This window comes from Haloparvum alkalitolerans (assembly GCF_050122995.1).
GTDB classification, from domain to species: domain Archaea; phylum Halobacteriota; class Halobacteria; order Halobacteriales; family Haloferacaceae; genus Haloparvum; species Haloparvum alkalitolerans.
The window spans coordinates 96432-117379 of the sequence record NZ_JBNLIA010000015.1; the positions used below are offsets into that span (position 1 = coordinate 96432).

Below are 20948 nucleotides of genomic sequence, written 5' to 3' on the forward strand. Positions count from 1 at the left end.
GCGGAGAAAAAGCGGACCACAACGGGGCGCGGTCGGCGGCTCAGCCTTCCATGCCGCCGAACGAGAGCCCGGACTCGATGTACCGCTGCGCGAACAGGTAGACGAACATCACCGGCGCCGCGAACGTCAGCGCGAACGCCGAGAAGCGCGCCCACGGCACCGAGTACTCGTCGATCAGTGCGAACAGGCCGACCGGGAGGGTGTAGTTCTCCGGCCGAAGCACGGTCTGTGCGACGATGAACTCCATCCATCCTGCGAGGAAGACGAAGATGAAGACGGCCGCGAGGCCGGCCTTCGACAGCGGGAGGATGATCTCCCAGACGACGCGCCACGGCGGTGCGCCGTCCATTACCGCCGCCTCCTCGTAGGAGGGCGGGATCGAGTCCATGAACGTCTTCAGCAGCCACGTGTTGAACGGCACCGCCATCGCGGCGTAGTACACCGCCAGCGCGAACTTGCTGTTGGTCAGGTCGAGCCCGGCGAAGATGGCGAAGACGGCGATGAGCATCGCCAGCCCGAGTCCGCCGCCGACCTGCGTGAACAGGATGTATCCGTACAGCACCTTCCTCCGCATGAGGAACTCTCTGCGGGAGAGTGCGTAGGAGGCGGGAACGATGACGATCATCGCCATGATAACCGTCGGGATCGCGACCGTCAGGGAGTTCCACGCGTACGTCGTGAAGTCGGAGGGGTTCTCGACACCGTAGTCGGCCGCTCGGAACAGCGTCGTCTCGCTCGTCACGACGCTGAGGTCGGTGAACGGGATCGAGACGCGGAGGCTCGGTATCACCACGTCGCCGATGACCCAGACGAACGCGGAGAGATCCATCCCCATCCAGAGGTCGCCCTCGGTCACCAGAAGCACCGGGTTGAACCCGTCGGGGATCACTCTGAAACCGCTGGAGGAGTACAGGGACGCCCCCTCTCCGGACAGCGCCGCCAGCGCGATCCAGTACACGGGGAACATGAGTCCCGCCACCAGCACCAGCGCGCCGAGCGACGAGACCACCGGCGCGACCAGTTGCGAGAAGCCGATCTTTCCACGCCGATAGAGGTCGATCTTGTACTGGCTCTTGTGGTACCAGTCGGCGACCGCCTCGGGGATCGCTTCGAGGTCGTCACGGATCTGGCCGGCGATTGCGGACAGGAGTGACATCAGTGGGCCCCCTCCGCGAGATCGCCTTTTGTTGCGGCCACGATCATGAACAGGCCGATGATGGCCACGGCGGTAAGCATGATCGCCGAGCCTTCACCGAATTCACGGAACTCGAACGCTTCGCGGTAGCCGTACAGCAACACGAGTTCGTTCGCCCGCGCCGGTCCGCCCCGGTTGAAGATGAACGGGATCAGGAACTGCTGGAACGATGCGGCTGCAGTGAGGATCGAGGCGAACATTACCGGTCGCTTGATCGCGGGCATGGTCACGTGCTGGAACCGACTCAGGAATCCGGCCCCGTCGACCTTCGCCGCTTCGTGAAGCTCAGTCGGTACGTTCTGGAGAGCACTCACGGTGATGATCACGAGGAACGGGTACGCGAGCCACATCTCCGTCACGTTGTACGTGAAGAAGGCGAGCCACCTGTCGCTGAACCACGCTATCGGGTCGATCCCGAAGAAGGCCAGAAGCTGGTTCGCGAGACCAAACTGCGCCGAGGAGAAGGCGCCGCGCCAGATGGTGATCGTGAAGATGTTCGGTAGTCCCATCGGGAGAATGACGAGTGCACGCATGAGCCGCTTTCCGCGGACCCAGTGGTGTGTCAGGACCATCGCGATCCCGACGCCCAGCAACACTTTCCCGACCACGCTCGTCGCGACGAAGAGCCAGGTGATGCCGAACGATCGGTAGAATTGGCTGTCGGACAGCAGTTCCGCGTAGTTCGCGAAGCCGACGAAATCGGCCTCCCCGAACACGGTTCCCCACAGGCCCGGCGCGTCTTGGAACATCGTCGAGAGCGCAGCGTCAGTAAACGAGAGCCCGATCAGGTAGACGAGCGGGATCGCAACGAACGACAGGAAAAAGAACAGACCGGGAAGCACCAGAAACAGCGCGAGGTTGTCACTGAGCCACCGGGGAAGCTCGTACTCGCGGACGTGCTGTGCGACGTCGGTCGTCGCCATCGATTATTCCCAGTTCTCGCGGATCCGGCTCTCGGCCTCCGCCATCGCCTCCTCGGGGTCCACGTCGCCGGTGAGCACGTTGAGGATGGCGTCCTCCGTGGGGCTCCACACGTCGTTCATCCGAGGATGCGCCGGCATCGGCGTCCCAGCCGCGGCGGAGGCGGAAAAGCCCTGCACCGCCTCGGGGAGGTCTTCGCTCCCGGCGAGTTCGTCGAGTACGGGGATGAACCCCTGCTCTTCCGCGAGCTCCTGGAGCACGTCGGCGTTGGTGGTGTACCACTGCGCGAAGTCGCGGCCGGCAGCGGCGCGATCCGGATCCTCTTCGATGCCGTCGGCGAAGTAGACCATCTGGATGCCGGAGTAGGGCGCCGGCGTCCCTCCCTCGGGGGCGGGGAGTTCCGCGACGCCGACGTCGAAGTCGACGTTGCCCAACTCCCACGGACCGTTGACCGCGAAGGGAGCGTTCCCCTCGTTGAACACCGCGACCTGCGGTTCGTACTCCGTGTCGTTGGGTGCGTAGGGCCACAGGTCCTCGGTGATCACGCGGAGCCCGCGGAGGGTCTCCTCGTTGGTGAGTCCGAGTTCGTGGCCGTCGGTTCGGTAGTAGAACCCGTCGAAGGCGTGGACGTAGCCGCTGATGAAGTAGGCGTCGATGTTGTACGACAGCCCGTACTGGTTGTTGGCCGGGTCGTGGTGCTCCTCCATGATCGACTTCATCTCCTCGATGGTCTCGGGCGGTTCGTCGACCATCTCCTTGTTGTATAGGAGCGCGACCGTCTCGGCGCTGACGGGGAGCCCGTAGGTCTCTCCCTGGAACTGAGCCGCACCCCGCGCGGCCTCGGTGTACGTTCCGAGGTCGACGTCGAGTTCGTCGGTCTGTGCCGAGAGGAACCCGCTGTCCGCGAAGTCGCCCGCCCAGTCGTGTGCCCACATGAACAGCTCCGGCCCTTCGCCGGTGGGGATGGAGCTGGTGAGCCGGTCCTGCATCTCTGCGATGTCGACGCCCTCGACGGCGTAGTCCGCCGAGCCGTTGTAGTCCGCGATGGCGTCCTCCATCAGCTGAAGTTCGCCCTCCTGTAGCTCGTACCAGAACTCGGCCTCGCCCGCGGGACCGCTCTCACCGTCCGAACTTCCGGAGCCGCTTTCGTCGGTTGCCCCTCCACCGGATCCTCCGGAACCGCCCGACCCGCCGTCGCCGCCGTCGTCCACGCTGACACAGCCGGCCATGCCGACCGCGCCCGTTCCAGCCAGTGCACCGAGCAGTTTTCGCCGTTTCCAAGTCATGGGTGAATCTGTGATGAATAATGAGTTCACTGTTGTAAAGATTAGGGATTGGTTCTCACTCTCACGCCAGTAGCGAACCGGTTCTCGCGGAGCTTATAGGGTCCTACCTCGGAAAAACGCGATCTAAAAACGTACTACGAAATACTGCATCACAAATCTCGAGCGACGCGTAACGCTTTACTCACGGGGCGGTCTCACGGACACCATCGTGATCCACCGAGCCGCGGTCCACCACCGGCCGAAGAGCGAGCAGGCGTACGCGTACGACGCGGAGACGGTCCACCTCAGGCTCCGCACGGAGCGGGGCGACGTGGACTCGGCGACGGTGCTGTGGGGCGATAAGTACGACTGGCCCGGCACGTCCTCGCTGACGCCGATGCGTCGCGTCGGTCACGACGAGCGCTTCGACTACTGGGAGGCCGCGGTCGAACCGCCGCACCGTCGACTCGCGTACGCGTTCCACCTCGCCGGGACTCGGGGAGGGCGCGGTCCGGACGGCGAGGAACTGCTGTACCACGAGCGCGGCTTCGAGGCGGCCGCGCTCTCGGACCTCCCCGTCGACGACCCCGCGGGCGCGGCCGACTGCTTCGAGTACCCGTTCGTCAACCCGGCGGACGTCCACGACCCGCCGGCGTGGGTCTCCGACGCCGTCTTCTATCAGATATTCCCCGAGCGGTTCGCCAACGGCGACCCCGAACTCGACCCCGAGGGCGTCGAGGAGTGGGGCGGCAGACCCGACCGCGACAGCTTCTACGGCGGCGACCTGCGGGGGGTCATCGACAACCTCGACTACCTCGAGGAGCTCGGGGTCACCGCGCTCTACTTCACCCCGCTGTTCGCCTCCCCGTCGAACCACAAGTACAACACCACCGACTACGAGACCATCGACCCTCAGTTCGGCGACGAGGGGGACCTCCGAGAGCTGGTCGAGGAGGCGCACGACCGCGACATGCGCGTGATGCTCGACGCCGTCTTCAACCACTGCGGCCGCGGTTTCGAGCCGTTTCAGGACGTGGTCGAACACGGCGCGGACTCGGAGTACGCCGACTGGTTCCACGTCCACGAGTTCCCGGTCGAGTTCGAGCCGCGGCCCACCTACGACGCGTTCGCGTTCGAGCCGTACATGCCGAAGCTCAACACTGAGCACCCCGAGGTCCGGGAGTACCTGCTCGACGTGGCGACCTACTGGGTCGAGGAGGTGGACGTGGACGGCTGGCGGCTCGACGTGGCCAACGAGGTCGACCACGCCTTCTGGCGCGACTTCCGTGAGGCGGTCACGAGCGCCAAGCCGGACGCCTACATCCTCGGCGAGGTGTGGCACGACTCGCGCGCGTGGCTCCACGGCGACCAGTTCGACGCGGTGATGAACTACCTCTTCACCGACGCCGTCCACGACTTCGTCGCCGAGGGCGAGACCGACGCGACCGCGTTCGCGGACGCCATCGACGGCCTGCTCGCGCGCTATCCGCGGCAGGTGACCGACGTGCAGTTCAACCTGCTGGGGAGCCACGACACCCCGCGACTGCTCCACCGCTGTGACGGCGACGAGTCGCTCGCGCGCCTCTCGCTGCTGCTGCTGTTCACGTATCCCGGCGCGCCCTGCGTCTACTACGGCGACGAGGTGGGGATGACCGGCGGCGACGACCCCGACTGTCGCCGACCGATGACGTGGGACCCCGCCGAGCAGAACCGCGACCTGCTGTCGTACGTGCGGGACCTGACGAGCCTTCGGACCGGGGAGCGCGCGCTTCGACGCGGCGACCTGCGCGTCGACCGCGAGCGCTCCGGCGGGGACCTCGTCGTCTTCCGCCGCGTCCTCGACGACCCGGCCGCGCCGGACCCGGCGGCGGACGCCGGCGCGGTCGTCGCGGAGGAGGCCGACCTCCCCGCGGCCGAGACCGTCGCGGCCGCCCCCGGCCCCGACGAGAGCGGTGCGCTGACGGTCGCGGTCAACCGCGGCGACGAGGCCGTCACGGTGCCGGTCGACGGGGAGGCCGACGTGCTCGTCTCGACCGGCGCGGTCGACGCCGACGCCGGGACGATCAGCCTCGGCCCGACTGCGGGGGCAGTCTGGCGCTGAGGGGGCTCGACCGGGGCCGCGCTCCCGCGGTCGCGGCCCCGGGGCGGCCGGATGCGGTGCCGGTGCGGTCGCGGTGCGGAGCGGTCGCGGGTCGGTGGCGGTTCGGGGTGGGACTGAACGGAGCAGCCGATCGAGCGGGCTGGGTTTTCTGGGTATCGCTGTCCAGCACAGCAGATCTCCGACAGCCACGACCCGATCTCCGCGAGAATCGTACCTCTCGTTCGTCACGACCCCGACGTACCGAACCGCTCCCGCGGCACGATCTCTGAAAGTAATACGAAATATCGCTTCATAAATCCCAAAAGAAGGGAAAGAGTTATCCCGTGACACCACCCCACACACGGTATATGGCAACCGTACGGCTCGAGAACCTCCGGAAGGAGTTCGACGCGGGGGATATCGTCGCGGTCGACGACGTATCACTCACGATCGATGACGGGGAGTTCCTCACGGTCGTTGGCCCCTCCGGCTGCGGGAAGTCGACGACGCTGCGGATGATCGCGGGGCTCGAGCGCGCCACGGGCGGTCGGGTTCACATCGGCGACGACGACGTGACCGACCTGAGCGCGCGCAAGCGGGACGTGGCGATGGTGTTCCAGAACTACGCGCTGTACCCGCACAAGACCGTCTTCGAGAACATGGCGTTCGGGCTCCGCATGTCCACGGACCTCGACGAGGCCGAGCGCGCGGAGAAGGTCGAGTGGGCCGCGGAGATGATGGGGATCCCGGAGCTGCTCGACCAGAAGCCGGACGAGCTCTCCGGCGGGCAGAAACAGCGCGTCGCGCTCGGCCGCGCCATCGTCCGCGAGCCCGACGTGTTCCTGTTCGACGAGCCGCTCTCGAACCTCGACGCGAAGCTCCGCGTGGAGATGCGCACCGAGATCCAGCGGCTCCAGGAGGAACTCGACATCACCGCCGTCTACGTCACCCACGACCAAGAGGAGGCGATGACGATGGGCGACCGGATGGCGATCCTCAAGGACGGCGTGCTTCAGCAGGTCGGTGCGCCCAAGGAGGTGTATCGCGCGCCCGCCAACGAGTTCGTCGGGGGCTTCGTGGGCTCCCCGAGCATGAACTTCGTCGACGTGCGCAGCGAGTCGACCGCGGGCGGCGTCGCGCTCGTCGCGGCGGACGAGGAGAGCGCCTTCCGGACGACGCTCACGGGCCCGGCCGCGGAGGGCCTGGAACCGAACGAGCCCTACACGGTCGGCGTCCGCCCGGAGGACGTGTCGGTCGTCGACGACGGCATCGCGACGACCGTGGAGGTCGTGGAGCCGGTCGGCGCGGACAACTACCTCTATCTCGACGTGTCCGCCTCGTTCATCGCCCGCGTCCCCGCGGCGGTCGAGCCCGCGACCGGCGAGCGGATCGAGGTCGACTTCGACGAGTCGGCTGTCCACGTCTTCGACCGCGACGGCGAGGTCGTCGGCGTCCCGGAACGGGACGACCCCGTGCCGGTCGAGGCGTAAGCGCGGCAGATCGCTTTTCTCCTGCGTCTCCTCTTTCTTTCTACTCTCTCCTCCCCACTCTCTCCTCTTCTCGCCGGCCCCAGCCGAACCCTTTTGTCGGATGGGGGGTCCACCTCGGGTCGGCCGGCGCGGACGTCGGAGTGGCGCTCCGCCGTCCGCCGGTCGGGAGTGCCGACGGTGTAGAACCGAACGGGGAAGGAGAGCCGCTGGCTCGTGGCTCGAAGAGCCCGTCGACGTAAGGACACGAAAGGAACGCTCGCGCCGCCCGTCAGTCGTCCGCGGTCGCGGCGTCGACGGTCAGCATGCCCCGGTCGGCCATCAGCGCGCGCGTCGAGAGCCGGAGCGCGTGGGGCCACCCGAGCGGCGTCGCGCTGTCGGGCGTGCCGTCGTCGAAGAACTGCTCGGGGAGGTAGCCCGTCCCGGGACAGAGCGGGCCGTCCGGCTCCACGAGCGCCAGGAGGTCGCGCGCCCGGTCGGCGAGCGGCGCGGCGCGGTCGTCGCCGCGGTCCGCCAGCAGCGCCGCCAGCTCCGCGCAGGCGTTCGCGCCCCACGCAGTGGAGACGGTCCACACCTTCGACTCCGCCTGCTCGCGCCGGCGCCAGCCGTCGCCCTCGTAGCGGGCGAGCCCGGCGACCGCGCTCTCCGCCGGGTCGCGGTGGAGCCCCTCGACCACCGTCTCGACGTGCGAGACCAGCCGATCGAGCCGCTCGTCGCCGACCGAGTCGACGTGCTCGAACGCGCGGTGGGCGCTCACGAGCGCGAGCGACGCGGAGTCGAGCCGGTCGTCGATGTCCCCGTCGACGGTCTCCCGGAGGGCGTAGCAGCCGCGCTCCGGGACCCAGAGGTCGTCGACGGCCGCGTACACCTCCCGAGCGCGCGCCGCCGCCCGCTCGCTGTCGGGGTGCTCCGTCCCGGCCAGCGACCCGTACGCCTCGAGGAACGTCGCCGTCGTGTGTGCGAACCGGCCGGCCATGTCCTCCCAGGCGTTCTGGCAGGCGACCGGACGCCCGTCGTCGGCCAGCGTCTCGTCGAGCCCGTCGAGCGCCAGCGCCAGCGTCTCCTCGATACCCTCCACGTCGGCCGCGACGCCGCGGCCGTAGGCGGTCGCGAGGTAGGCGATGACGCTGCCGGTCTGGTCGGCCTGGTAGTCGAGATCGGACCCGTCCTCTATCCGAGCGTTGGCCCACCCCGGCGCGAGGCTTCCGTCACGCGGCCACACGCGGTGGGGCCACGAGCCGTCCGCGCGCTGCGTCTCGACGTAGCGCGCCGCGGAGCGGCGGTGCCATTTCTCGAGCCCCACGTCGAGCCGGCCGTCGGCCGCGATCAGGAACCGCGCGACTTCGGCGTCGTCGCGGAACCAGGTGTAGCCGTACCCGCCCGAGTGACGGTAATGGGGATCGAAGTCGGGGCCCGCCATCCGGAGCCCGTTCGGCGCCGACAGCAGCGTGAGCGCGCGCAGGTCCGCGCGGACCGCGTCGGGGTCGGCCGCGTTCGGGGACGCCTCCGGGAGGCGGTCGTCCGCGGCCGCGGCCAGCTCGTCCGGGGAACGGTCGCGGTCGAGCAGGGCGTCCAGCCGCGTTCGAGCCACTTCCCGGGAGGTCTCGGTGCGGTCCGTGAGCAGGGTCGCGACCGTCGCCGCCCCGTCCTCGAACGGGACGCGCGCGATCACTTCGCCCGAGAGGCGGGCCTCCTCGTAGCGGTCCTCGTCACGCTCGCGCGGGAGGTCGACGGGGTCCTCGTCGAGCACCTCCGGGAACGTGGTCGGGAGCTGCCCGCGCAGGTCGGAAAAGCCCGACGCGCTGGCGAGGTAGTCGTGCTCGTCGCCGTGATAGAGCTCGACGGCGTTCGCGAACCGGAGCTGTCCAACGCGGTCGTCGCGTCCGTCCGGCGCGAACGACGCGTACACGACGAACTGGAGGTCCTCCGGCGCTCGGTCGTCGACCGTGACGTGCGTCAGGTGCGCGCCCCCGAGGGTGCAGTCGTACTGGTCGACGGTGCCCAACGGCGTCTCGTGTGTCGTCTCGACCAGCGTCGTCCCACCGACGTACTGCTGATCGCCCGTTGTCTCGTCGAACCAGACCACGTCACCGTCGTCGGTCGCGACCCCGAGCCGGGAGCGTTCGATGCCGGTTCGTCCCGAGAGCGGGTAGCCGAAGTCGCGGATGCTTCCGTGCGGAGCGACGTGCACGAGCCGTCCCTCGTCCCCCGAGAACCGCCCCGAAGTGGTCCGACGTTCGCCCGGGAAACGGGTGGGATGGCCCGCGTGTCGTTTGAAGTCGTCGAGCGCGTCGCGCAGTTGCATTATCCGTCTGGAGGGGGTACCGGGCTAATAATCTTTGGTGTAATTGTTGTTCATTGATTGTCCCGGGGCGTCGATCCTGATCACCTGCGTTCGACACCGTTCCCTTTCCACCCACGGCGACCGATCCGTCCCCGCCACCGACCGACATAAGTATCCCCCCATCCGCTACGGATCCATGGACGAACGGACGCTCGCGGACCTCCTCCACCGATTCGGGCTCTCCGACAAGGAGGTCGACACCTACCTCACTCTGCTCGAACACGGCGAGGCGAAAGCGAGCACGATCGCGGACGCGGCCGGCGTTTCGAAGCGCTACGTCTACAGCGTCAGCGAGGCGCTCGAGGAGCGCGGCTTCGTGGAGGTGAACGACCACGTGGTCCCCACGACCATCCGCGCGGTGCCTCCGGAGGACGTGATCCGCCGGCTCCGTTCGGACGTGGAGTCGATGCAACCGGGGCTCGAAGAGCGGTACGCGGAGGCGGAGCCGACCGCCGAGCAGTTCGAGGTCGTGAAGTCCCGCGTGACCGTCTTCAAGCGGATCCGCGAGCTGATCGCCGCGGCGGACTCCGAGGTGACGCTGTCGATCCCCCTGGAGCACCTCGAGGAGGTCGAGACGGAGCTCCGAGAGGCGGTCGACCGGGGGGTGCTCGTGCTGCTCATCGTCACCGGCGAGGAGGACCTCCCGGACCTCGGGGGCGTCGCCAGCGCCGTCCGCGTCTGGCGCGAGCCGATGCCGACGATGGTGACGGTCGACCAGTCGATCGGCGCGGTCGCGCCCGCGGAGATGCTGCTCCGGTCGAACTCCGACCGCCAGGCGATCGTCTTCGCGCAGGAACAGCTCGGGCCCGTGCTCGTCGGGTCCTTCTTCGGCAACTACTGGCCCGCCGCCGAGGAGGTGGCGACGGCCGCCCCAGCGACGCTACCCACTTCCTACGAGAACTTCCGGCACGCCGTCTTCCAGGCGACGCTTCACCTCCGCGCGGACACGCCGCTCCACGCCGCCGTGGAGGGGCGGTTCACCGAGGACGGCGCCGCGGCGATCGAGGGCCGCGTCGTCGACACGCGACAGGGAATGGTGGCGCCCGCGAACAACGAGTTCCCCGTTCAGCACTCCCTCGTCGTCGAGACCGAGGACGGCGAGCTGACCGTCGGCGGCCCCGGGGCGTTCGTCGAGGACGTCGAGGCCGACCGCGTCACGCTCTCGCGGGCCTGAACCGGGCCGACCTCCCTTTCGAGTCGCGCCTCGCGACGCCGAGCGACGTCGCTACCGACCCACGGGCGACTGGAGAAATTCTGTATCGCGAATAACGATTTACGAGTCGGCGTACGCGCGGACGCTCTCGACCGCGGACGCCTCCACGTCGTCCGCGAGACGGGAGATGTCGACCGAATCGGGGGTTTCGCGGGGATACTTCCGGGTGAAGTAGCGCGTCACGTTCCGGAGGTCCCGCTCGAGGTACTCGCGCGCGTTCTCGTGGTCGGTCGGCACCGCCTGCGGCCAGTCGAAGACGGTGAGGCCGCTCTCGGCGATCGCAACGTTGTGCTCGGACATGTCGCCGTGGACCCAGCCCCCCTCGTAGGAAGCCTCGATCTCGCCGATCACCAGATCGAGGACGCCGACGACCTGCTCGCTGTCGAGTTTCGCCCGCGCGAGCTCGACGCCCTCGAACTTGTCCATCACGATGGCGTGGCGGTTCTGGTCGACTGGGCGAGGGACCGAGACGTCGGGGTACAGATCTTCCAGGGCCTGATACTCGCGCTCGGCCGCCTTGCGCGCGGTGTAGAGCCAGGAGACGTGCTGGCGGTCCGCGGTGTAGTCGCGCTCCTTCATCACCTCGCGGAAGTTCGTGTACCCCTCCCGGTGGTACTTCAACGCGAGCGGCGTGAACGACTCCACCTCGTAGACGTCGCCCTCCTTGCCGACGCCGAGCGGGGCGCCGACGCCGCGGATCGTGTCCCGCTCGGAGAACGCCCGCAGCGCGAGCGCGTCGTACCCTTCGAAGGTGAGCTGGTACCCCTCGTACTGGATCGTCTTGCGCTCGATCAGCTCCCGGTCGAGACACCGGTCGAGCCGGTAGTCGACCTCCTCGTGAGTGAGGTCCGCGTACTCCGGGAGCTTCCCGCGGCGCACCCACTCGGAGAAACGCATCCCCTGCTCGACGCCCGACAGGAGGTAGAAGTCCGCCGCCTCCAGCTCGGGCATCAGCGCCGCGATGTTCCGAACCATACCCGCCCTACTCCGGCGATTCCTAAAAGGGCCGCGAGTCGGCGGGCGGCGTCGGATAAATCGGATATCGCGATACAGAAACACCCTCGCGCCGCTGCCGGCCTACGGACGGCGAGCGCAACCGCTTTTTGATCCGGTACGCAAGCCGGAGCATGGACGCGCCCGGCGACGACTGGCGACTCATCACCGAGGATCGGCACTCCGGTCCGCTGCAGATGGCGCTCGACGAGGCGGCCGCCGAGACGGCCGCGGACGGCGGGCCGGCGACGGTTCGGACCTACCGCTGGGACCCGAGCTGTCTGACGCTGGGGTACGGACAGGACCCGGACACCGTCGACTGGGCGTTCTGCGACCGCGAGGGGATCGACGTGACGCGCCGACGCACCGGCGGCGGCGGCATCTACCACGACGGTTACGGAGACGTTGCCTACTCGATCGCGGTGCCCGCGGACGCGGTCCCGGGCAAGCTCATCGACTGCTACCACCTGCTCTGTGAGCCGGTCTTCGAGGCTTTCGACCGGTTGGGCGTGGACGCCCGATACGTCGAGGCGGAGGTCTCGGAGCTGTACCACCCCGCCTGTTACCTCCGGGAGCTTCACCCGGCTCACGACGTGGTCGCGGGCCCCGAGGGCAGGAAGATCGCCGGGAACGCGCAGTACCGCCGCGACGAGGCCGTGATCCAGCACGGCTCGATCACGTTCTCGGTCGACGCCGAGCGCCACCTCGGGACGTTCGCGGACCCCCCGGTCTCGCCGGACGCGTTCCGCGACCGGGTCGTGGGGATCGACGAGCTCGTCGAGGCCTCGCGGGCGGACGTGGTTGCGGCGCTCGAGGGCGCGCTCGCGGACTGGGCCGACGCGACCGCGGGCGGGTGGACCGACGCGGAACTGGAGCGGGCCCGCGAGCTCGTCGACGAGCGCTACGGGAGCGACGAGTGGGTGCGGCGGCGTCCGAACGGCCGCTGACGGGGCATCGCCCGCGTTCGGCCGCTTCCGAAGCGGCTTTGCCGGCCGCACGCGGAGTCCCGGGCATGAGCCTGAAGGTCGGCGCGCACGTGTCGATAGCGGGCGGCGTGGACAACGCCGTCGAGAACCAGATCGAGGTCGGCGGCAACTGCGGACAGATATTCACCCACTCGCCGCAGGTGTGGCAGGACCCGAACATCGGCGACGAGGAGGCCGAGAAGTTCCGCACGGGCACCGAGAAGAACCTCGAGGGGCCGTGGGTGATCCACACCTCCTACCTCGTCAACCTCTGTACGCCGAAGGAGGACCTCCGCGAGAAGTCGCTCGACTCCATGCAGAAGGAGGTCGACGCGGCCGCGCAGCTCGACATCCCGTACGTGAACGTCCACCTCGGTGCCCACACCGGCGCGGGCGTGGAGGGCGGGCTGGACAACGCGGCCTCCGTCATCGACGACATCGACGTGCCCGACGGCGTCACCATCCTGATCGAGTCCGACGCCGGCTCCGGTACGAAGCTCGGCGGGGACTTCGAGCACCTCGCGGGGATCATCGACCGCACGGAGACGGACATCAACGTGTGCATCGACACCGCCCACGCGTTCGCGGCCGGCTACGACCTCTCCTCGGCACCCGCGGTCAACGAGACCGTGCGGGAGTTCGACGACGTGGTCGGGTTAGAGCACCTGCAGTACATCCACCTCAACGACTCCAAGCACGCCTGCGGGACCAACAAGGACGAGCACGCCCACATCGGCGAGGGCCACATCGGCGAGGAGGGGATGGAGCGCATCGTCAACCACCCCGACCTCGCGGACGTGCCGTTCGCGCTGGAGACGCCCACCGAGGACGGGAAGTCCTTCGCGTGGAACATCGACCGCGTGCGCGAGCTCCGCCACGACGAGTAACGCGGCGGTGCGGTCGGACCCTTTTGTCCTTCAGCAGGCGATCAGCGCAGGCCCTCGACTCGCCGAAACGTCCCGCGGACGCCCGCGGGGGTCGCGTACGGGCCGCCCTGCACGCGGTGGTCGGGGATCAACAGCGGGACGGGGTTCGCGCCGAGCGCCGCCGTGACGAGGTCGAGGTCCTCGGGGTCGTTGTCGTCGAGGCCGGCCATCCGGGTCACCTGGCTCACCGACGTCTCCTCGCCGTAGGGGACCTGCCGGGCGGCCTCCAGCACGTCGCGTCTGTCGGTGGGGACCGTCAGGCCGATCGGCTCCTCGGCGAACGGTTCCTCGGACCCGGCGAGGTAGTCGGCGATCCGGTCGAGCAGTTCGTGGTCCGCGTCGGCGTCGTCGGGCACCGTCTCGGGGAACTCCACCGAGATGACGCGCCCGCCCGCGAACCCGACCTCCACCGCGCGGTCGAGGGCGTCGTACGTCCGCGCGTACACGCCCGTCGTTCCCATGCTGACCATACCGCCCTTCCGCCCGCGGCGTCCTTAAGTCGGACGGCGATCGGACCGGCGGGAGGATTGCGGGCGGTTCGGTTGCGGCGCTGAGACCAGCGTCGTGGACGGCTCCGCTCTCTGTCTCACGAAGCGTGCTAGGTGCTAGATGTCCGTCCGGCGTGCGGTCGGGGTCCTGTGCGGTTGCGGTGCTGTGCGGTCGCGGTGCCGTGCGGTCGCGGTGCTGTGCGGTCGCGGTGCTGTGCGGTCGCGGTGCTGTGTCATGCGTTTACGGACTTTTCGGGTCGTTTATAGCGCGTTTACGGTGCGATTGCCGGGGCGACGACGTCACCCCGACGCGACGCTCCGTCGCACCGGATCCGCCCCCGGTGCGCAAGCCTTATGAACAGATGCGTACATTAGTGTACAGTAATGGAGGACACACAGGCGGAGCTGGCCCCGGCGGTTCGCTCCATCCTCGACGCCGCTCGCGAACGTGGGCGGGAGGCCGAGCAGGCCGTCGACGGCGGGGGGCGCGAGCGCGTGTCGGTCGACCCGCGCGACCTCGAGGCGGCGTTCGCCGCGGCGGAGTCGGCGGGGCGCGTGCCCGTGATCGCCGAGGTGAAACCGACGAGCCCGACCACCGAGGGAACCCGCGACGAGGACCCCGTGGAACTGGCCGAGGCGATGGTCGCGGGCGGCGCGGCCGCGCTCTCGGTGCTCACCGAGCCCGAGCACTTCGGCGGCTCCACGGACCGGCTGGCCCGCGTCCGCGAGGCGGTCGACGTGCCGGTCCTCCGCAAGGACTTCGTGGTCGAGGAGGCGCAGCTGGACGCCGTCGAGAGCGACATCGTCCTGCTCATCGCGCGCTTCGTGGGCGAGGACCTCCCCGACCTGCTCGCGGCGGCGCGCGACCGCGGCTTCCGCGTGCTCGTGGAGGTCCACGACCGCGAGGAGCTGACCCGGGCGCTCGACGCCGGCGCGGACCTGATCGGCGTCAACAACCGCGATCTCGGACAGCTCGAGGTCGACCTTTCGACGTTCGAGGCGGTCGCGCCCGCGGTGCCCGAGGGCGTGACGCTGGTCGCCGAGAGCGGGATCGGGTCCCCCGCGGACGTGCGCCGGATGCGCGACGCGGGGGCGGACGCGCTGCTCGTCGGAAGCGCCATCATGGACGGGGACGTAGCGGCGAACACGAGACGGCTGGTGAACGCGGCGGAGACGTCGGATGAAGGGACCCCGGCCGAGGAGACATCGACATGAGTTCGGAGACACCACCGGAGACGGACCGACGCGAGGGAGAGCGCGGCAACGACGGCGCGGCCGACGGGAAGTTCGGCCGCTACGGCGGCCAGTACGTCCCCGAGGCGCTGATGCCGGCCATCGAGGAGCTGACCGACGCCTACGAGCGCTACGTCCTCGACAACGAGGACGGCTTCATGGACGAGTTCCGGCGCCGGCTCGCGGACTTCGGCGGCCGGCCGACGCCGCTCCAGCACGCCGAACGGCTCTCGGCGCGGTACGACACGGACGTCTACCTCAAGCGCGAGGACCTCGTCCACGGCGGCGCGCACAAGCTCAACAACGCGCTCGGGCAGGTGCTGCTCGCGAAGTACATGGGCAAGGAGCGCATCATCGCGGAGACCGGGGCCGGCCAGCACGGCACCGCGACCGCGATGGCGGCCGCGCACCTCGACATGCCCTGCGAGATATACATGGGCGAGCGCGACATCAACCGCCAGCGCCCCAACGTCTTCCGGATGAAGCTCAACGGGGCGGAGCTCAACGCGGTCACCGCGGGTCGCGGCACGCTCAAGGAGGCCATCTCCGAGACGATGCGCGACTGGGCGGGCTCCGTCGAGCACACCCACTACGTCATCGGGAGCGTCGTCGGCCCCCACCCCTTCCCGTCGATGGTGCGGGACTTCCAGGCGGTCATCTCCGAGGAGGCCCGCGAGCAGGCCCGCGAGAAGACCGGCGGCCTGCCGACCGACGTGGTCGCCTGCGCCGGCGGCGGTTCGAACACGATGGGGACGTTCGCGGAGTTCGTCGACGACGAGGACGTGGCGCTCCACGCCGTCGAGGCCGGCGGTTCGACGCTGGAGATCGACGCGGAGGCGGGCGTCGCGCCCAACTCCGCGTCGCTGTACGCCGGCGAGGAGGGCGTGCTCCACGGCGCGCGCACGAAGCTCCTCCAGGACCCCCACGGACAGATCGTCGAGAGCCACTCGGTCTCCTCGGGGCTCGACTACGCGGGCGTCGGCCCGGAGCTGGCGAACCTCGTCGACGAGGGGCGCGTCACGCCGGTCTCGGTCGGCGACGACGCGGCGCTGGAGGCGTTCCACCTGCTCTCGCGCACCGAGGGGATCATCCCCGCGCTGGAGTCGGCGCACGCGGTCGCGTACGTCGAGGAGCACCACGCGGACCTGGGCGAGTCGGTCCTGATCAACGTCTCCGGCCGCGGCGACAAGGACCTCGAGGCCGTCATCGAGGAGACCGACAAGCGGGACATCGAGAACGCCCCGGACATGGCGGAGTTCTCGGGGGGGATCTGAATGGCGGACAATGGGACCGAGGGGGACGACGTGGCCGGCGGCGCTTCCTCCCCGCCGGCGACCGGCAACAGCGAGGCCATCGCCGCGGCGTTCGCCGACGGGCCGGCGTTCATCCCGTATCTCGCGGTCGGCGACCCGAGCTACGAGGCCTCGCTGGCGTACGTCGAGGCGCTCGACCGCGGCGGCGCGGACGTCATCGAGCTGGGGCTCCCCTTCTCGGAGCCGGTCGCGGAGGGACCGACGATTCAGGGCGCGGTCGTCCGCGCGCTGGAGGCGGGGATGACCCCCGACCGCTTCTTCGCGTTCGTCGAGGCGGTCGAGACCGACGCGCCGCTGGTCTGTATGACCTACTACAACCTGATCTACCAGTACGGCGACGAGCAGGGACCGCGCCCCTTCGTCGAGCGGGCGGCCGCGGTCGGGCTCGAGGGGCTCGTCGTCCCCGACCTCCCCGCGGAGGAGGCGGACCCCCTGCGCGCGGCCTGCGACGAGTTCGGCCTCGACCTGGTGTTCATCGTCGCGCCGACCACCCGCGGCGAGCGACTGGAGCGGATCATGGACCGCGTCTCCGGCTACGTCTACGTGCAGGCGCGGCTCGGCACCACGGGCGCGAAGGCGGACGTCTCCGACCAGACGGAGGAGAGCCTCGCGCGGCTCTCCGACTGGGACGTGCCCAAGGCGGTCGGCTTCGGCATCTCGGCGGGCGACCACGCCGAGCGCATCGTCGCCGCCGGCGCGGACGGCATCATCGTCGGCTCCGCGCTCGTCGACATCGTCGCCGAGGGGGCCGAGAAGGACCTGCCCGTCGAGGAGGTCGCCGACCGACTGGAGGCGCTCTCGCGCGAACTCGCGGCCGGCGCTGAACGCGGGTACGAGCAACGGTCGCCGTCACCGGAAGCCCGATAGCGTCGCACCGAACGAAAGCCACTTATCCGCGTTTGCCACAGTCTCACACAACCGACCGTCGGAGGCCCCGGCGGACTCACCGCGACACACACCAGCACACACCATGACAGCAGGACTCTCCGCACGACTCGAGCGCATCTCCACGAACGACCGCTACCTCATCGTCCCGATGGACCACGGGATCACCATGGGCGCCGTCACCGGGCTCAAGGACATCGAAGCCACCATCGACGGCGTCACCAGCGGCGGCGCGGACGCGGTGCTCACCCAGAAGGGCATCGCCGACCGCGTCCACCCGAACAAGAACGACGCCGGCTACATCGTCCACGCGAACGCGTCGACGACCATCGGCCCCGACGAGCAGGACAAACGCGTCACGGCTACCGCCGAGGAGGCGGTCCGCGCGGGCGCCGACGCCGTCTCCTTCCACATCAACGTCGGCTCCGACTACGAGCCGAAACAGATCGAGGACCTGGCGGAGCTGACCGACGACGCCGACCGGCTCGGACTCCCGGTGCTCGCGATGGCGTACGCCCGCGGACCGGGCGTCGAAGGCGACGACCCCGAGGCGCTGGGCCACGCCGTCCGGCTCGCAGAGGAACTGGGCGCCGACGTGGTGAAGACGGGCTACTCCGGCGACGGCGACTCCTTCCAGCACGTCTGCGAGTCGACGCGGCTTCCGGTCGTCATCGCCGGCGGCTCGAAGGGGACCGACCGCGAGACCGTGGAAATGGTCCGCGGCGCGATGGACGGCGGCGCCGCGGGCGTCTCGATGGGCCGGTCGATCTTCCAGCACGAGAAGCCCGAGGCCATCGCGCGCGCCGTCAGCGCCGTCGTTCACGAAGATCGCGACGTCGAAGACGCGCTGCGGGCGGCCGGGCTGGTCGAGGCGTAACCGCGCGTTACGACACGTTTTACGGCTTCCGAGCGGCGTCGCGGAGCGGTCGCGCTGTCGGGGCGCTGTCGCGGCGCCGTCGCCGCACCGGCCGCCGCGTTTTTGTCGCGCCCGGCCGCCGGACGACTCATGGTTCGGTTCGACTTCGACGGCGAGGTGGCGGTGGTGACCGGCGGCGCCTCGGGCATCGGGCGCGCGACCGCGAAGCGCCTCGGCGCGGCGGGCGCGTTCGTCGTCGTGGCCGACCGCCGCGAGGCGCCGAAGGACGTGAACGCCGAGACGTCGACCCACGAGGCGGTCCGCGAGGCGGGCGGCGACGCGGTGTTCGTCGAGTGCGACGTGGCGGACCCGGGAGAAATCGGCGACGTGATCGAGGCGGCCCGCGCCGAGGGGGGCGTCGACGTGCTGGTGAACAACGCCGCCGAGTACGTCTCGGACCCCCTGCTGGAGCACTCGACGGGCGACCTGGACCGTCTCTACGAGACCAACGTCCGCGGCTACTTCGCGGGGACGAAGGCGGCCGCCGAGGACATGGTCCGGCGGGGCGAGCCGGGGCGGATCGTCAACGTCGCGTCGATCAGCGCCCGGTTCGCACAGCACGACCAGGCGGGCTACGACCTGACGAAGGCGGCCGTCGAGATGCTCACCCGGAACGCGGCGCTGGAACTGGCCGACCACGGGATCCGCGTCAACGCGGTCGCGCCCGGCCAGATCGCCACCGAGTTCTTCGAGGGCTGGACCGAGGAGGCGGTCGAGGGCGCCCGCGAGGACGCGTTCCTCAAGCCGGTCCCGCTCGGCCGCGCCGGTCACCCCGAGGACATCGCCGGACCGATCCTGTTCCTCGCCAGCGACGCCGCAGGGTACGTCACCGGCGAGTCGCTGTACGTCGACGGGGGCTGGTCCTGCTGTTGAACGGGAGCGGCGGTGACTGCGCGTTTGCGGGGTGAGCGTCGGGCCGGTCGTCGGGAGAGAGTTCCGGCGCTCGTGGGTCCTGTTACTGTGCTCGACGGCACCACCCAGAAAGCCCCAGCCGGCTCTCCCTCATACAGAAATCGTTCTGTCGTAGATCCTGCTGATCTGGACAGCAACACCCAGAAAGCCCCAGCCGGCTCTCCCTCATACAGAAATCGTTCTGTCGTAGATCCTGCTGATCTGGACAGCAACACCCAGAAAGCCCCCAGCCGGCTCGACCCGCCGGGCCTCGCTGCGCGCTCGCGTCTCTCCGCAACACCCGACGCGAGTGCTTGCGTCGTCCGGGCGGGATCGAGCCGGCTGCCCCTTTCAGTCCCGCCCCGCACCGCGACCGCAGCCTCGCGCCTCCCCAGCCTCGCCGCGGCCGCGGTCGCGCGACCGCACCGCGCTGCTGCGCGACCGCGACTGCGGGCTCCCTCGCGCGCGTTTCTCGCGCGCGCCGACAGCACAGCACCGCCACAGCACCGCCCCAGCGCCGCCACAGCACCGCCCCAGCGCCGCCCACGGCCCGTCCCAGCACCACCACAGCATCCCGGCCGCACCGGCCTGCACCTTCCGCAGTTTTGAAGCCGCGCGGCCGCGACTCTTCGGTAATGACGCGTACCGTCTGGGTCAAGGCCGACGACGCCGTCGGCGACTGGGAGGACCGGAAGCGGCGGATCACCGCGGGCATCGAGGCCGGCGTCGACTGGGTGCTCGTGGACGAGGGGGACGTCTCCCGGGTCCGCGAGCTGGGCGACGTGAACGTAGCGGCGTTCCGCTCGGACGCGGACGTGGTCGACGCGGCCGAGCCCGAGGGGGAGGCGGACCTCTACTTCGTCGGCAAGGACAGCGAGGGCGACGGCACCATCGACCTGCCCGATGACTTCTCCGGCTCCGCGGACCTGACGACGCTCCGGCGGCGCGACGACCGCGCGCAGGGCGCGTACGTCCGGATCCTCGACACCGAGTACGAGGCGTTCGCGGAGGAGGCCGCGGCCGAGGCCGACTACACCGTCGTCATCGGCGAGGACTGGACGATCATCCCGCTGGAGAACCTGATCGCCCGCGTCGGCGAGGAGACGCACCTGATCGCGGGCGCGACCACCGCCGCCGAGGCCCGGACGGCCTTCGAGACGCTGGAGACCGGCGCCGACGGCGTCCTGATCGACTCGGACTCCCCGGACGAGATCCGCGGGGCCGTGGAGGCCCGCGACGCCGCCGAGCGCGAGCAGCTGGAGCTCACCTACGCCGAGGTGCTGGAAGTGGAGCCGACCGGCATGGCCGACCGCGTCTGCATCGACACCGGTAGCCTGCTCGACCACGACGAGGGGATGCTCGTCGGGTCGATGTCGCGCGGCCTCTTCTTCGTCCACGCCGAGACCGCGGAGTCGCCGTACGTCGCCTCCCGCCCGTTCCGGGTCAACGCCGGTGCGGTCCACGCGTACGTCCGCACGCCCGACGGCGGCACGAAGTACCTCGCGGAGCTGCAGTCCGGCGACGACGTGCAGGTCGTCGACACCGAGGGGCACACCCGCGAGGCCATCGTCGGCCGCGTGAAGATCGAGAAACGGCCCATGTTCCGCGTCGAGGCCGAGGTCGAGACCGCGGAGGGGACCGACCGCGTCGAGACGCTGCTCCAGAACGCCGAGACGATCAAGGTCCCGACCCGCGGGGGCCGCGTCGCGGTCACGGACCTGGAGCCGGGCGACGAGGTGCTCTGCTACTACGAGGACGTGGCGCGGCACTTCGGCGAGACCGTCGAGGAGTCGATCATCGAGAAGTAGCGCCGCGAACCGCGGACGAAATCCG

At 69.6% G+C, this 20948-nt stretch carries 17 protein-coding genes; 11 read left to right on the forward strand and 6 right to left on the reverse strand.

All coding sequences use genetic code 11. From position 1 onward, the window contains the following. Window positions 1-40: 40 nt before the first annotated feature. From ACQE3L_RS14110 to ACQE3L_RS14120, 3 genes are read right to left on the reverse strand one after another with little or no spacing between them, the layout of a single operon-like run. On the reverse strand, window positions 41-1156 hold the full coding sequence (locus tag ACQE3L_RS14110; RefSeq protein WP_426964505.1) for a sugar ABC transporter permease: 1116 nt from the start codon (window positions 1154-1156) through the stop codon (window positions 41-43). After that, on the reverse strand, window positions 1156-2118 hold the full coding sequence (locus tag ACQE3L_RS14115; protein WP_426964506.1) for a carbohydrate ABC transporter permease: 963 nt from the start codon (window positions 2116-2118) through the stop codon (window positions 1156-1158). Before ACQE3L_RS14115 ends, ACQE3L_RS14110 begins: the two co-directional genes overlap by 1 nt. Before the next feature lie 3 nt (window positions 2119-2121). Next, the gene (locus ACQE3L_RS14120) at window positions 2122-3402 is read right to left on the reverse strand and encodes an extracellular solute-binding protein (protein WP_426964507.1); all 1281 of its coding nucleotides are present in this window, start codon (window positions 3400-3402) and stop codon (window positions 2122-2124) included. A gap of 208 nt (window positions 3403-3610) precedes the next feature. Here ACQE3L_RS14120 and ACQE3L_RS14125 point away from each other — a divergent pair, with 208 nt between their 5' ends. Then, the gene (locus ACQE3L_RS14125; protein ID WP_426964508.1) at window positions 3611-5482 is read left to right on the forward strand and encodes a glycoside hydrolase family 13 protein; all 1872 of its coding nucleotides are present in this window, start codon (window positions 3611-3613) and stop codon (window positions 5480-5482) included. A gap of 347 nt (window positions 5483-5829) precedes the next feature. Next, complete coding sequence (locus tag ACQE3L_RS14130; RefSeq protein ID WP_426964509.1) at window positions 5830-6951, forward strand: ABC transporter ATP-binding protein; 1122 nt, start codon at window positions 5830-5832, stop codon at window positions 6949-6951. 268 nt (window positions 6952-7219) lie between these two features. On the opposite strand, the gene ACQE3L_RS14135 is transcribed toward ACQE3L_RS14130, so the two are convergent. Further along, window positions 7220-9253: a DUF7997 domain-containing protein gene (locus ACQE3L_RS14135; RefSeq protein ID WP_426964510.1), complete on the reverse strand. Its 2034-nt coding sequence runs from the start codon at window positions 9251-9253 to the stop codon at window positions 7220-7222. Window positions 9254-9428: 175 nt separating this feature from the next. Here ACQE3L_RS14135 and ACQE3L_RS14140 point away from each other — a divergent pair, with 175 nt between their 5' ends. Then, window positions 9429-10466, forward strand: coding sequence for a TrmB family transcriptional regulator (locus tag ACQE3L_RS14140; RefSeq protein WP_426964511.1), 1038 nt, complete (start codon window positions 9429-9431; stop codon window positions 10464-10466). A 99-nt stretch (window positions 10467-10565) separates the two neighbouring features. On the opposite strand, the gene ACQE3L_RS14145 is transcribed toward ACQE3L_RS14140, so the two are convergent. Then, window positions 10566-11480, reverse strand: a complete 915-nt coding sequence (locus ACQE3L_RS14145; protein WP_426964512.1) for a serine/threonine-protein kinase RIO2 — start codon at window positions 11478-11480, stop codon at window positions 10566-10568. Window positions 11481-11632: 152 nt separating this feature from the next. On the opposite strand from ACQE3L_RS14145, the gene ACQE3L_RS14150 reads away from it, so the two are divergent. Continuing rightward, complete coding sequence (locus tag ACQE3L_RS14150; protein ID WP_426964513.1) at window positions 11633-12445, forward strand: lipoate--protein ligase family protein; 813 nt, start codon at window positions 11633-11635, stop codon at window positions 12443-12445. 71 nt (window positions 12446-12516) lie between these two features. After that, complete coding sequence (locus ACQE3L_RS14155) at window positions 12517-13350, forward strand: deoxyribonuclease IV (protein ID WP_426964537.1); 834 nt, start codon at window positions 12517-12519, stop codon at window positions 13348-13350. A gap of 41 nt (window positions 13351-13391) precedes the next feature. On the opposite strand, the gene ACQE3L_RS14160 is transcribed toward ACQE3L_RS14155, so the two are convergent. Further along, window positions 13392-13859 carry an MGMT family protein gene (locus tag ACQE3L_RS14160; RefSeq protein ID WP_426964514.1) on the reverse strand — a complete coding sequence of 156 codons (468 nt, stop codon included), beginning with the start codon at window positions 13857-13859 and terminating at the stop codon, window positions 13392-13394. Window positions 13860-14261: 402 nt separating this feature from the next. Here ACQE3L_RS14160 and trpC point away from each other — a divergent pair, with 402 nt between their 5' ends. The 6 genes from trpC (at window position 14262) to ACQE3L_RS14190 (ending at window position 20923) form a co-directional block, all read left to right on the forward strand. Next, complete coding sequence (trpC, locus tag ACQE3L_RS14165) at window positions 14262-15092, forward strand: indole-3-glycerol phosphate synthase (RefSeq protein WP_426964515.1); 831 nt, start codon at window positions 14262-14264, stop codon at window positions 15090-15092. After that, window positions 15089-16384 (forward strand): tryptophan synthase subunit beta, encoded by a 1296-nt coding sequence (trpB, locus tag ACQE3L_RS14170; RefSeq protein ID WP_426964516.1) that lies wholly within the window; start codon window positions 15089-15091, stop codon window positions 16382-16384. The genes trpC and trpB overlap by 4 nt, the downstream gene beginning before the upstream one ends. After that, window positions 16385-17290, forward strand: a complete 906-nt coding sequence (trpA, locus tag ACQE3L_RS14175) for a tryptophan synthase subunit alpha (protein ID WP_426964517.1) — start codon at window positions 16385-16387, stop codon at window positions 17288-17290. Between the two features lie 103 nt (window positions 17291-17393). Continuing rightward, window positions 17394-18185: a 2-amino-3,7-dideoxy-D-threo-hept-6-ulosonate synthase gene (locus ACQE3L_RS14180; RefSeq protein WP_426964518.1), complete on the forward strand. Its 792-nt coding sequence runs from the start codon at window positions 17394-17396 to the stop codon at window positions 18183-18185. Window positions 18186-18314: 129 nt separating this feature from the next. Next, complete coding sequence (locus ACQE3L_RS14185; RefSeq protein ID WP_426964519.1) at window positions 18315-19097, forward strand: SDR family NAD(P)-dependent oxidoreductase; 783 nt, start codon at window positions 18315-18317, stop codon at window positions 19095-19097. A gap of 653 nt (window positions 19098-19750) precedes the next feature. Beyond that, the gene (locus ACQE3L_RS14190; RefSeq protein WP_426964520.1) at window positions 19751-20923 is read left to right on the forward strand and encodes a 3-dehydroquinate synthase II; all 1173 of its coding nucleotides are present in this window, start codon (window positions 19751-19753) and stop codon (window positions 20921-20923) included. Window positions 20924-20948 lie beyond the last annotated feature (25 nt).